Here is a 12812-nt window from a genome sequence, read left to right on the forward strand (position 1 = left end):
AAAGCTACTTTACAAAAATAAAGGGAGTAAGAAATGAAAGCACTAATAATAGCAAGACTTAAGGAATCTATTGATGTAAAAAAGAAAATGTTAGAGGACGAGATACTACAAACAACAATATTTGATGTAGCTAAGGCTATTATAGAAGCATTTAAAAACGACAAAAAAGTTCTTCTCTGTGGTAATGGTGGATCTGCAGCTGACGCTCAGCATATAGCAGCTGAACTTTCAGGTAGATTTTATAAAGATAGAAATCCCTTGTTTGCAGAAGCATTGCATGTCAATACTTCGTATTTAACAGCTGTGGCTAATGATTACTCTTACGATGAAGTGTATTCAAGATTAGTTAAGGCAAAAGGTAGAAAAGGAGATATCCTAATAGGGATATCAACTAGTGGAAACTCAAAAAATGTTGTTAGAGCTATTGAAGAGGCTAAAAATAAAGAAGCGGAATTATCTATGATCCATCAAAAGTTGCAGATTTACTCACAGAAAAACAGGAACTTGAAAAGTGGATAAAAAATCCTGTAATAATCCGTCCTCTCGGTGAAATTAGTTTAAGTCCTAAACCCGTAAAACCAAAACCTTTGCTTAACCTGAGCATTGGAATTGTCTCAGGTATTTTTATTGGAATTTTTGTAGCACTTTTAAAGTGTGCTTTAAAAGAGAGAAAATTTCAAACAAATTCATCAAAATTTTAAGATTTTTGGTGTTTTAAACTTTACAATTTTGAAGTATAATCATACATAAAACAATGCAAAGGCGATGCAGAATACTATAAGAACTGTTGGATTTCTCCAGAACAAAACTGCAGGAATTGTACACAATATCTGAACCATCCACAAATAAGGCGAAGTCAGCGAATTCCTGAGCTTTCTTTTTATTTTTCTGAACTTTGGTCTTACAATTCTCCTATATATCAGTGTATGTAGATGAATTGAGTCTGGATTAAAGGGGCTGAAAGCTCGGGCATATTTTCTTCTCCATATTGAAAAGACGGTTTCCCATACAGGATACATAAGCAATAACAAAGGGAACCATGCTGAAACAGAAGAATGATTTTTAACAAGTAAAATTCCGCTTAAGCCTGCAAGAAATCCCAGTGTATATGCTCCTCCGTCACCCAGAAATATTTTACCAAAGGGATAGTTCCATAGAAAAAAGCCCATCAAAGAGGCAAAAATACAGAGATTAAGATAAAGAAGAAAACTATCATTAACTAAAAAAGCTACATATGCGTATGATAAAAAAACAATAATGCTTACACCTGATGAAGGTAAAAATCCATATAAAGATGTTAAACTTTCTTTAGAGTATTTAAAGCTATATAAAAAAATTAAACCAGATATAGTTATAAATTTTACTATAAAACCAAATATCTACGGTTCTCTTGCTTGTGGAGTTTTAGGAATAAATTCTATTAGTGTAGTCACTGGACTTGGTTATGCATTTATTAAAAAAACTTGCTAACGGTTATTGTCAATAATCTTTATAGACTATCTTTTAAACAAAATAAGTTTGTAGTGTTTCAAAACGAAGAAGATTTAAAAGAGTTTATTCCTTTTTTAGGTAAAAATAAAGCTGTGCTAATAAAAAGCTCTGGAGTAAATTTAAAATATTTTTCTAAAGAAGTTTGCCAAGAATTTTCTAAATTTAAAATAAATAAAAAATATTTTACTTTTTTATTTGTCGGTAGGTTTTTAAAAGATAAAGGAATTTACGAACTTATAAAAGCATGCAAAAAATTAAGTCAAGATGATTTTTTATTTAATCTCTGGATTCTTGGTTCTATTGATAAGGGAAATCCAGCTTCAATGTCAGAAGAGGAATTGAACCAGTTAAAAAAACTATCCTTTATAAAGATTTTACCTTTTGCAAAAGATGTTCGCCCTTATCTTTGTGCTAGTGATTGTGTAGTATTACCTTCATATAGAGAAGGTATACCAAGAAGTCTCTTAGAAGCTATGGCTATGGAAAAACCTATAATTACAACTGATGCTCCAGGATGTAGGGATGTTTGTTTTGATGAGGTAAATGGTTTTTTGGTAAGGCCAAAAGATGAAGAAAGTTTATATATGGCCATGAAAAGAATGATTGAATTATCTGAGGCAGAAAGAAAATCAATGGGAGTAGCAGGTAGAAAAATTGTTCAGGAAAATTTTAGTGAAGATATCGTTATAAGAAAGTATATTGAGGTGATAAATAAAATTTTAAAAGAAAAACAGAGGACAGGAGAATAATATTCTTTTTGGTTGAGTAGATGAATAGTTGAGTAGATAAGTGGGCAGAAGAAATACAAAGAATTAATTATTAAACATTAACCACTATTCTACTATTCCACTCAACCAATTCTATTAAAAGGAAAAACCTTGAGCCAGTTCTTTAATCTGCCGGGCATAGGCTTTTTTTAGCTGCTCCAAATAATTGGGGTCAATGGGGCCTTTGTAGGTAACCACCTGTAAGTAGCGTTTGGGAATGTTGATTTTTTCAGGGTCAAAGCCGGTTTTAAAGCGTAATTGCCAGCGCAGGCTCTGAATTTTTTTTCCTAAAGTTTTTAGCTCCTCTAAAGAAGTAGTAAAGCTTACACTTTCCAGGCAAGCAACCAGGGTTTCCAGGGTATAGGCCTTGCGGGCAAAGAGGCAGCCCACACAAGAAGTTAGAATTACTCGGTAGTTTTCTTCTCTGGCAAAGAAATCTAAGGCCTTATCCAGATTTTTGGCCTCTTTTTCCTGGTCAAAACTATAGGCGCCCAAATCCAGATGAGAGTGTCTAAAGCCCAGAGCTTGAGCCACAAAATAGTTTTCTCCTGTAGCATAGCCTGCCATTTCTTGGCCTAAAACGCAGGCAAAATCTTCTCCTCCATGGTGTTTTATCATCCAGTTTAAACCTTTGCCTGCATCCCGCCAGAATTTATTGGGTGGCATGGCCAGATATCTGATTGCCTGAAGGTAGTTTGCAGGCTCAGAAAATTTCAATTCCAGAAGGACTTGTTCCTGGGTAAAGACTTTTTTCTCTAACCCTTCAGTTATGTAAGCTAAAATTACTCCTGTGGAAATGGCGTCCAGGCCCATTTTTTCCACTTCTTCCAAAAGCTTGAGCACAGCAGAAGCGCTTTTGATGCCCAGCATGCTGCCCAGGGCAAAGATGGGTTCATAATCATAGGCCACCTGATGGTAGAGAAACTCGTGCTCTTCTCCAAACTGCTCTCTAAGCAGACCAATGTGAATGCAACCCACAGGACAGCCTGCGCAAGCCACCTGCCTTAATAGCAGGTGTTTGGCAAAATGTTCCCCAGAGATGTTGGTTATATCCGGGTCAGAAGTCTTTTGCAGGTTGTTCCAGGGTAAACACTTAAGTTCGTTTAAAGGGATTAGGTTTTGAGGAGTGCCCAGGTCATGATATTTGTTTACTGCCTTGGTGGTGGTAACTATTTCGTGGATTTGTTGGTAGAGTTTGGGATATTGAGAGGAAGCCATTTTGTTTAAATCAAAGGCACTATTTCCTCCAACAATAATACCTTTTAGGTTTTTGCTGCCCATAACAGCGCCTGCACCCAGTCGCCCAAAGTGGCGATAGGTATCCACATTGATACAGGCAGTGGGCACCAGGTTTTCTCCAGCAGGACCAATGCGCAAGATGGAGCGTTTGCCACTGGGGATGGTGGAAACTCTTCTTAAGAGTTTGCCAGTGCTAAAGACATCTTCTTCCTTGAGAAAGGGTGTAGAATGAAAGTTTACTTCCTGATCGCTTATTTCCAGGGTGGTCAATCCCTTAGCCTTGCCCTTTACCACCAAGCCCAGGTAGCCAGCAAACCTTAAGGCCAAAGCCAGTCTGCCCCCAGCATGGCTTTCTGCATATTGTTCATGATAGGGGGATTTAAAGCCCAATACCACCTTGCTCATCATGGGAAAGGCGCCAGTTAAAGGTCCAATGGTAAAAATAAGGGGCTGGTCTGGATGAAAGGCTGGTTCTTCGAAAAGACCGTATTTTAAATATAGAGAGGCAGCCAAACCTGAGCCGCCCAATAAGCCTTCTTTTAAATCTATCTGCTCGATACTAGCCTTTTGGGAAGTGAGATCTATAATTAAGATTTTAGCGAACATTTTCCACCTCTACCAGATCAATACAGTTATGCGGACAAAAACTTACACATCGGCCACAGTGTAGACAAAAAATGGGCTTTCTAAGCTCCAGGTCAAAATATATTGCACCTACTGGACAGGCTTTGGCACACTCTGCACAGGCAATACACTGCTTTTCCTTAAATAATATCCCTCCTCCTTTTCTGGGAGTAAGGGCTTGAGTGGGACAAACTTCTGCACAGGGTGGAGGATCGCAAGCCAGGCAATAAATAGCTTCAAAACCTGTGGAAATGCCTCCGGAAGAGCGAATTTGGATGCCACTTCTTTTCCAGGACAAACTTTTATGCACTTCCCTAGCACAGGCCAGGGAACAGGAATAACAACCTATGCACTTTTTCATATCTATGGCTTTAAGTTTTTTCATCGACTATTCCTTTGGGTAGAAATTAAAAATAATATTTGGGTTTCCAGGGAGTTTACCTTGCGTTAAACTTCTATTAATGAGAAAAGCTCAAACAGTCCAGTAAAAGAGGTGTAAAGATGAACTTAGCTGAGAGAATTGTAAATATCCCCCCTTCAGCCACTTTGGCCATTAATGCCAAGGCTCAAGAACTAAGAAGTAAAGGGAAAAAGATTATTAGCCTGGCTGTGGGTGAACCTGACTTTACTCCGCCTAAAGAAGTAAAAGAAGCCATGCTTCAGGCTGTAGAGCAGGGTTATTTTCGCTATTTGCCTGTGCCAGGCACTTTAGAACTCAGGCAAGCTGGAGCCAGGTACTTTCAGCACTTTTACGGAGTGGAAGCTAAGGCCACAGAAATAATGTTTAGTAATGGTGGCAAGCAGTGTTTGTACAATCTTTTTCAGGTGCTTTTAAACCCTGGTGATGAAGTTTTGTTGCCCGCGCCTTACTGGGTGAGTTATCCGCCCATGATTCAGCTAAGTGGTGGAATAGCCAGAGTAGTTCCCACCAGGGTAGAAGATAATTTTAAGTTAAAAATAGAAGAGCTGGAAAAGCAGGTTAGCCCCAGGAGTAAGATGCTCATTCTCAATTCACCTTCCAATCCCACGGGCATTACCTATACCCAGGAAGAATTGGAAGAACTGGCTTCCTGGGCTATAAGTAAGGGGCTGATAGTGATTTCTGACGAGGTTTATGACCAGCTGGTCTATGCTCCCTTTAAGCCAGCTTCTTTAGCTTCCTTTTGGCAAGAGCATAAAGAATCTGTGGCTATAGTAAATGCCTTGTCCAAGAGCTTTGCCATTCCTGGCCTGCGCATAGGCTTTGTGCTGGGGGCAGAAAAGCTTATCCAGGCCATGACCAAATTGCAGGGTCAGAGTTGTTCCAATATCTGCTCTATTGCCCAGGCTGGGGCTTTGGCTGCCTTGCAGGGTGATTTTTCCTTTCTGGAAAGGGAAAGGCAGTCTTTACAAGAACGGCGAGATCTGGCCTGGAATTTTTTGACTGAACTGGGACTAAAGTGCCCCAGACCTGAAGGGGCCTTTTATCTTTTCCCTCAGGTAAAGGATTTTTTTAAAGGAGAGATAAAAAATTCTACAGACTTGTGTGCCTATCTTTTGGAAGAAGCTGAAGTGGCCCTGGTGCCAGGCATAGCCTTTGGGGATGACTCCTGTTTGCGCATCTCTTATGCTGTGCAACAAGAAGTACTAAGGGAAGCTTTGAATAGAATCAAACAGGCCTTAACCAAACTAACCTAAAGGAGAGGATATGGCCTTTATTCGCTGGGACCTGGCTTATAAAAAGCAGGTGGAAGGGAGCGCCAAAAGGGAAGACAAGGCTTCCTTTTTAGCGCACAGGCTAAAAGAAGAGTTTAGTAATCTGGGGTTTCTCAACTTTGAACATGTGGAAAAGCTGGAAAAAGACTTGGCCAGGGTTGGGCCCAGAATAGAAAAGTATAAAAACATGCTGGTCCTGGGGATTGGTGGCTCTGCCCTAGGGGCAAAGGCCTTGCAAAGGGCCTTTTACCCAGAGCAGGATTTTCCTCTGCACCAGGGAAAATCCCTTTATATTCTGGATAATATTCATCCAGAGCTCATTAAAGGGTATTTAGACAGACTTTCTCCTGAGGAAACTGTAGTTGTGGTCATAAGCAAGTCCGGGACCACTATAGAAACCCTGTCTCAATATTTCTGGGTAAAGAAGTGGTTGGCCCAGCAGGTGAAGAACTATAAAGAGCATCTGGTTATTATTACTGACCCCAGGCAGGGCTTTTTGCGGGCAGAGGTAGAAAAAGAGGGCTTTTTAAGCCTGGAAGTGCCTCCCAGGATGGGAGGCAGATATTCAGTGCTCTCAGCAGTGGGGCTTTTGCCTGCCTATTTTTTAGGTATAGATTGGAAGTCTTTACTTCTGGGAGCAAAGAGCCTGGTGCCTGGGGAAAATTTAAAAGACCATCCAGCCTTTAAACTGGCCTTCTGGGCTCATGAACTCTGGACTCAAGGGTTAACTGAACTTATTTACTTTAATTACATTCCCTTTTGGGACTGCTGGGGAGATTGGTTTGCCCAACTGTGGGCAGAAAGTTTGGGTAAAGCTGGCAAAGGCAGTATGCCCATTCCCAGTGTTGGGGTGACAGACCAGCATTCTTTGCTGCAGATGTTTTTAGATGGTCCCAAAAATAAAGGCTGTATTTTTTTGAAAACCAGAGAATTGCCTCCAGACCCCTATTTTTCCTTTGCTTTGCCTCAAGAATTCTCTTTTTTAGAGCAAAAGAGCTTTGGAGACATCTTTCAGGCTGAAGCCCTGGGCACAGAGATGGCCCTGGCCAGGAAAATGCCTCTGGTAGAAATAGAGTTAGATCGCAGGACTGAGCTTGAAGCTGGAAAACTCATCTTACTTTTGGAATTAACTACCTTATTTACTGGCTGGCTTTTAGACCTTAATCCTCTGGACCAACCTGCTGTGGAGCTGGGAAAACGCCTGGCCAAAGCCAAACTGGGGGCACCTGGCCTGGAAGAAGAAAAAAAGGAACTGGCTATTTTTTTGCAAAAAGATAATAAGTTAGAGGAATTTTAAGTGCGTATTTTTAGACCTGACCCTGCTCACCCTTTTCAATTTGCCAAATTTGTCTCTCTGAGTTCCTTTTTACTCATTTTAAGCACTGCGCTTTTACTCTCAGTGTTTATGTCCAATTATGCTAGAGAAGTGTTGTTAAAGAAAAATAGTGACTTTGCCTTACTTCTGGCTGAAAATTTAAACCATCAAATTTTTCAGCGTTTTACTTTGCCCACTATTATTGGTTTTGGCCGGGTGGAATTGAAAAACAAAGACCAGTACGAACGCCTGGACCAGGTGGTTAAAAGCACCATCCATAGTTTTCATGTCCTGGAAGTGAAAATTTTTAACAATTCAGGTGAGGTTTCCTATGCCAGCAATAAAAAATTTTTAGGAGAAAAATTGCTTTCCAACCTGGAAGTAGAAAGGGCAGTAGAAAAAAGGGAGCACTTTTTTATTCTGGAGAAAAAAATTTCTAACCTCAGGGCCATGTTTAAACTGGACTTTGAGCCCAGGACAGTGGTGCTTAGGACTATTTATCCTTTGAAGGCTGAGCGCACCTTTGGTCTGAAAAAAGAACCCATTATGGGGATACTGGAATTTAAACAGGACATAAGTAAAGACTTTGAAACCATAGTTTACTTTCAGTGGTTGATTATTGCGGTGTTCTTTTCTTCTTTTTTAGTACTTTATGTTTTGTTGCGTTTGATTATCAAACGGGCCGAAAGTTTGCTTTTGGAAAGGCTTAAGGAAAAGGAAAAATTGGAAACCGAGTTGCATAGGACTGAAAAGCTGGTGAGTATGGGGAGAATGGTTTCAGGCATTGCCCATGAAATAAGGAATCCTTTGGGGATTATTCAAAGTACCAGTGAGTTTTTGTATCAGCGTTTTAGCAAAGAAGACAAGGCTGAGTCCAAGCTGATTAAAGCAGTTTATGAGGAAGCCAAAAGACTGGGTAAAACAGTCAATGATTTTCTGGATTATGCCAGGCCTGTAGAGCCCAGGCAAGAACTTGTGGATTTAAAGCAAATTTTTGAAGAGATAAAAGGGTTTTTACAGGGAGAGCTGGAAAAGAAAAAAGTAACTCTGGAACTGGAAGGAGAGTCCATATATATAGAAGGGGATAAACACCTGCTCTATCGTGCCTTTTATAACCTGATTTTAAATTCCTTTCAGGCTGTAGAAGAAAAAGGGTGGATAAAGGTAAAGTTTTTAGCCTCAGAAAAAACCATAGAGATTTTGGACTCTGGCCCGGGGTTTGAGCCTGCTTTGCTGGAAAAGTATTTGGAACCTTTTTTTACTACCAAAGATAGTGGTACTGGTTTAGGTCTGGCTATTGTCAAAAATATTTTAGAAGGGCATCGGGCCAGTATGCTTTTGGACAATCATTCCCAGGGAGGAAGGATTATTCTTAAGTTTTAAGTTTGATAGATGGGAAGCTAAGTGGGAGGACAGATAAATATGTCTGGGCATATTTTGGTTATAGATGATGAAAAAAATTATCTTTTGTTGCTGGAAACCCTTTTAAGGGAGGAAAGTTTTGAGGTTACTACCTTAAGTGACCCAGAGCTGGCCCTTTCTTTTCTGGAAGAGTCTGAGGTGGATGTGGTTATTACTGATATGAAGATGCCCAAAATAAGTGGGCAGGAGATTTTAGAAAAGATCAGACGGGATTTACCCCATGTGCCAGTGATTATTATGACCGCCTTTGGCTCTATTGACGGCGCTGTTGCTGCTATTCGTTGTGGAGCCTTTGACTATTTGACCAAGCCCTTTTCCAACGAAGAATTACTTCTGGCAGTAAAACGAGCTTTGAATTTTGCCCGCATGGAACGGGAAAATGTTTTACTCAAGGAAAGTTTGGTCAAACAGTACGCCCGAGAGCATATTGTAGGCAAGAGCAAGAAAATCCAGGATATTTTAAGCATTTTAGATAAAGTTGCTCCCAGTAAATCCACGGTGCTTATTACTGGAGAATCTGGAACAGGAAAAGAACTCATTGCCAGAGCCCTGCACTATGCTTCTCCCAGAAAAAAGGAACCTTTTATTGCTGTAAATTGTACAGCCTTAAATCCAGGAGTATTGGAGAGTGAACTTTTTGGCCATGAAAAGGGTTCTTTTACTGGTGCTATTGCTACCAAAAAGGGTAAGTTTGAACTGGCCCACAAAGGCACTTTGTTTCTGGATGAAATAGGTGAGCTTTCTCTAGAGACACAGGTAAAACTATTACGGGTATTGCAGGAAAAAAGTATCGAAAGAGTAGGTGGTAGTAAAACCATTCCAGTGGATATTCGTCTGGTGGCTGCTACCAATAAGGATTTAAAAAAAGAAGTAGAGGAAGGCCGTTTTAGAGAGGACTTGTACTATCGCCTAAATGTAGTGCAGATTCACCTGCCTCCTTTGCGAGAGAGAAAAGAGGACATTCCTTTATTGGTTGCTTATTTTGCTTCTAAAATATGTCGGGAAAACAATTTGCCAGAGCGTAAGTTTTCTTCCCAGGCCCTGGAATACCTTACCCTTTATGATTGGCCAGGCAATGTAAGGCAATTGGAAAATGTGGTGGAAAGATGCCTGGTGCTTTCTTCCAGTGAAGTCATAGGTGTGGAAGATTTGCCTGCAGAAGTAAGAGATGAGGACAGCCAATTAAAAAGTGCAGTGGATTTACTGCCCTTGCAGGGCAATTTGGCTGAAACCCTGGAAAAGATAGAAGCTGCTCTGGTGAAGCGAGCCTTGGTCAAGGCCAATTTTGTCCAGGTAAAGGCAGCAGAGCTTTTGGGTATTTCCAAAAGCTTGCTCCAATATAAAATTAAAAAGTATAAAATTAGCTTTTAATCAATTTGTTTTTAGGGTCCTTTAATCTTGTCTTTTAAACAATTATCCCTTTTTACTCCAAATTCCTTAGACCTTTTGGTAGATAAATTAAAAAAAGAGGAATTGGGCTGGCAGGTGGTTTATGAGCACACTTTGCCTGGACAAGCACCTGATTATCTCCCTTATCCAGAGGAACTGCTGCCTGTACTTAAGTCCTTTTTAGAAAAACAAAAGCTTAAGTTGTATTCTCATCAGGTAAAAGGGATAGAAGGTCTTTTAAAGGGCGAGCACATCTGTTTGGCCACTCCCACTGCCAGTGGCAAGTCCCTGGTATATAACTTGCCTGTGCTCCAAAAGTGGCTGCAAAATCCAGAGCAAAGAGCACTTTATATTTTCCCCTTAAAAGCCCTGGCTCAGGATCAGGTGAGAGTCTGGCAAAGCTGGAAGAAAGAATTGGGTTTACAGTTGCAGGTAGAACTTTATGACGGAGATACCTCTGCCTGGAAACGGAGCAGGATTAGAAGTAATCCACCGCATATTCTGGTTACCAATCCAGATATGTTGCACCTGGGAATCTTGCCTCACTTTGAGCTCTGGGTGGATTTTTTAAAAAAGTTGAAATTTGTGGTTGTGGACGAGGTTCATACCTATAGAGGAATTTTTGGCTCGCATTTAGCCTGGGTTTTTCGGAGGTTAAAACGGATTTGTTCCTTTTTGGATACCAGGCTTCAGTTTGTGTTTTCCTCTGCCACTATAGCCAATCCAGAAGAACTGGTTTTTAGCCTGGCTGAAATCAAACCTAGAGTAATTGACCAGAGTGGAGCAAAAAGAGGAGAGATAAGGTTTGTTTTTTTAAAACCTTTTTGGTCTGCTTCCAAATTGGTGCTTTACCTGCTCCAGCAGTTAGAAGCATTAAACTTGCGAACTATTGTCTTTACCAAATCCAGGAGAATGACCGAGTTGCTTTTTAAATGGGGCAAGGGAAATAGAAAGATTTTGCCCTATCGCGCTGGCTATAGACCAGAGCAACGCAGGAAAATTGAACAAAAGCTTTTTCAGGGAGAAATAAGTACAGTGGTGGCCACCAGTGCCCTGGAACTGGGAGTGGATATTGGGCACCTGGATGTGTGCGTAATTTTAGGATATCCTGGCTCCATTATGTCTACCTGGCAGCGTATAGGTAGAATTGGCAGAAAGGGACAGCCCAGCCTGGTGCTTTTTATTGGTCTGGAAGATGCCCTGGATGAATACTTTCTTTTAAATCCCACAGAGCTTATCTATGGCACTTCTGAAAAGATTAGAATAAATCCTTTTAATCCTTATGTCTTAAAACAGCAATTACCCTGCCTGGTGGAAGAAAGGGAATTGACTTCCAAAGAATATGCTTCTCAGCCTGAGTTTATTCAGTCTGTTTTAAATGAACTCTGGCAAGAAGGCAGAGTGCTTAAGACCAGGGAAGATAGTTTTATTAGCAGTGAAAAAAGGGTGGCCAGAAAAGTTAGTTTGCGTGGTACCAGTTCCAACTATAATCTTTTTGACCAAAACAATAATTGGCTTGGTGATATAGATGGTTATAGAGTTTACAAAGAAGCTCATCCTGGAGCAGTGTATGTGCATCTGGGTAAATCCTATCTGGTATTGAAGATAGATGAAGAAAAAAAGATGGTTTTTTTAAAAGCCCAGGAAGTTTCTTACTATACTCGGGCCTTAACCCACAAAGAAATTTCCATTTTGGAAGTAGAAAAACAAAAAAAACTAGGGGAGTTTTCTCTTTTCTGGGGCAAGTTAAGAATAAGGGAAGAAGTAATAGGGTATGAAAAGCGTTTAAATTATAATTCTGCACTTATGGGAAGGGTAGAACTGGACCTGCCGCCCTTAATCTTTTCTACAGAAGGTTTTTGGTTGACCATTCCTTCTACCCTAAAAGAACAGATTGAAGCCCAAAAACTACACTTTATGGGAGGCATTCACGGCTTAGAGCATTTATTAATAGGTCTTTTGCCCCTTTTGGTCTTAAGTGATCGCAATGACTTTGGGGGGATTTCTCTGGTCTATGAGCCTGGTTTGCAGAGTCCTGCAGTATTTGTTTATGATGCCCATCCAGGAGGGGCTGGACTTACAGAGCAGGCCTTTGCTGAGTTTTCCTTTCTGACTAAAAAGGCTTTACACCTTCTTGCCAGTTGTGATTGCTCTCGGGGATGCCCCTTGTGTATCCAATCTCCCAAGTGTGGTTCAGGCAATAGGCCTCTAGATAAGCAAGCTACGCTTAAGATTTTGGAACATTTAGCTGACCTTAAAGGCGAGTTCAATATAGTACAACAAAAAGCAAAGAAACCTCGGAACCATTTAAAAAAAGTCAAGAGAGTGCAAAATTTTGTGGTCTTTGATGTAGAGACCAGACGCTCAGCCCAGGAAGTGGGAGGTTGGTCCAGGGCAAGTAAAATGGGAGTAAGTGTGCTGGTGGCTTATTTTTCAGCCCGGGATGAATTTATAAGTTTTGAACAGGAAGAGATAGGTGATTTCTGGCGTTTGCTCACTCAGGTGGAACTGGTAATAGGTTTTAATGTGTTTGCCTTTGACTATCAGGTCTTAAGGGGTGTTCTGGACAAGCCCTGGTCTAAGTTGCCTACCTTGGATATTTTACAGGAAGTGAAAAAGGTTTTAGGTTATAGAATTAGTTTGGATAATCTGGCCAGGCATACCCTGGGTGCCAAGAAAAGTGCCCATGGTCTTTTGGCCCTGGAGTGGTGGAAACAGGGAGAAGTGGACAAAATTAAAAAATACTGTGAGCAGGATGTCTATTTGACCAGGGAGCTTTATCTTTTTGGGCGCGAAAAGGGGTATTTATATTTTCAGAATAAGGCCAAACAAGTAGTAAGATTTTCTGTTTACTGGGAATAAAAGGAGTT

11 protein-coding genes are annotated in these 12812 nt (G+C 40.6%); 8 read left to right on the forward strand and 3 right to left on the reverse strand.

All coding sequences use genetic code 11. The features are described from left to right. The first annotated feature begins 33 nt into the window (after nucleotides 1–33). The gene (locus tag ACTCIM_RS09305) at nucleotides 34–519 is read left to right on the forward strand and encodes a D-sedoheptulose-7-phosphate isomerase (RefSeq protein ID WP_472315193.1); all 486 of its coding nucleotides are present in this window, start codon (nucleotides 34–36) and stop codon (nucleotides 517–519) included. Nucleotides 520–740: 221 nt separating this feature from the next. Here the strand turns inward: ACTCIM_RS09305 and ACTCIM_RS09310 are convergent, their stop codons facing one another. Next, entirely contained in the window at nucleotides 741–1355 is a 615-nt protein-coding gene (locus tag ACTCIM_RS09310) for a hypothetical protein (RefSeq protein ID WP_472315314.1), read from the reverse strand. On the opposite strand from ACTCIM_RS09310, the gene ACTCIM_RS09315 reads away from it, so the two are divergent. Both ACTCIM_RS09315 and ACTCIM_RS09320 read left to right on the forward strand, forming a co-directional pair. After that, a complete protein-coding gene (locus ACTCIM_RS09315; RefSeq protein ID WP_472315317.1) occupies nucleotides 1255–1470 on the forward strand; it encodes a glycosyltransferase in 216 nt (71 codons plus the stop codon). The two genes, ACTCIM_RS09310 and ACTCIM_RS09315, sit on opposite strands and share 101 nt — an antisense overlap. Nucleotides 1471–1523: 53 nt before the next feature. Further along, on the forward strand, nucleotides 1524–2240 hold the full coding sequence (locus ACTCIM_RS09320) for a glycosyltransferase (RefSeq protein ID WP_472315196.1): 717 nt from the start codon (nucleotides 1524–1526) through the stop codon (nucleotides 2238–2240). Nucleotides 2241–2354: 114 nt separating this feature from the next. Here ACTCIM_RS09320 and ACTCIM_RS09325 read toward each other — a convergent pair whose 3' ends face one another. Continuing rightward, nucleotides 2355–4103, reverse strand: a complete 1749-nt coding sequence (locus tag ACTCIM_RS09325) for an aldehyde ferredoxin oxidoreductase N-terminal domain-containing protein (RefSeq protein WP_472315199.1) — start codon at nucleotides 4101–4103, stop codon at nucleotides 2355–2357. Next, complete coding sequence (locus tag ACTCIM_RS09330) at nucleotides 4093–4506, reverse strand: 4Fe-4S binding protein (RefSeq protein WP_472315202.1); 414 nt, start codon at nucleotides 4504–4506, stop codon at nucleotides 4093–4095. Before ACTCIM_RS09330 ends, ACTCIM_RS09325 begins: the two co-directional genes overlap by 11 nt. A gap of 116 nt (nucleotides 4507–4622) precedes the next feature. Here ACTCIM_RS09330 and ACTCIM_RS09335 point away from each other — a divergent pair, with 116 nt between their 5' ends. The 5 genes from ACTCIM_RS09335 to ACTCIM_RS09355 are packed head-to-tail and all read left to right on the forward strand — an operon-like array spanning nucleotide 4623 to nucleotide 12804. Then, complete coding sequence (locus ACTCIM_RS09335; RefSeq protein WP_464279148.1) at nucleotides 4623–5798, forward strand: pyridoxal phosphate-dependent aminotransferase; 1176 nt, start codon at nucleotides 4623–4625, stop codon at nucleotides 5796–5798. 10 nt (nucleotides 5799–5808) lie between these two features. Continuing rightward, nucleotides 5809–7113, forward strand: a complete 1305-nt coding sequence (locus ACTCIM_RS09340) for a glucose-6-phosphate isomerase (protein WP_472315204.1) — start codon at nucleotides 5809–5811, stop codon at nucleotides 7111–7113. Beyond that, a complete protein-coding gene (locus ACTCIM_RS09345) occupies nucleotides 7114–8514 on the forward strand; it encodes a sensor histidine kinase (protein WP_464279150.1) in 1401 nt (466 codons plus the stop codon). Nucleotides 8515–8553: 39 nt separating this feature from the next. After that, nucleotides 8554–9924 carry a sigma-54-dependent transcriptional regulator gene (locus ACTCIM_RS09350; protein WP_472315207.1) on the forward strand — a complete coding sequence of 457 codons (1371 nt, stop codon included), beginning with the start codon at nucleotides 8554–8556 and terminating at the stop codon, nucleotides 9922–9924. Nucleotides 9925–9951: 27 nt separating this feature from the next. Next, nucleotides 9952–12804 (forward strand): DEAD/DEAH box helicase, encoded by a 2853-nt coding sequence (locus ACTCIM_RS09355; protein ID WP_472315210.1) that lies wholly within the window; start codon nucleotides 9952–9954, stop codon nucleotides 12802–12804. The last annotated feature ends 8 nt before the right edge of the window (nucleotides 12805–12812 follow it).

This window comes from Desulfonauticus sp. (assembly GCF_055126295.1).

Coding starts and splice junctions, on each gene's coding strand:
- ACTCIM_RS09305 (WP_472315193.1), top strand. CDS start 34: ATGAAAGCACTAATAATAGCAAGACTTAAGGAATCTATTGATGTAAAA.
- ACTCIM_RS09325 (WP_472315199.1), bottom strand. CDS start 4,103: ATGTTCGCTAAAATCTTAATTATAGATCTCACTTCCCAAAAGGCTAGT.
- ACTCIM_RS09330 (WP_472315202.1), bottom strand. CDS start 4,506: ATGAAAAAACTTAAAGCCATAGATATGAAAAAGTGCATAGGTTGTTAT.
- ACTCIM_RS09335 (WP_464279148.1), top strand. CDS start 4,623: ATGAACTTAGCTGAGAGAATTGTAAATATCCCCCCTTCAGCCACTTTG.
- ACTCIM_RS09340 (WP_472315204.1), top strand. CDS start 5,809: ATGGCCTTTATTCGCTGGGACCTGGCTTATAAAAAGCAGGTGGAAGGG.
- ACTCIM_RS09350 (WP_472315207.1), top strand. CDS start 8,554: ATGTCTGGGCATATTTTGGTTATAGATGATGAAAAAAATTATCTTTTG.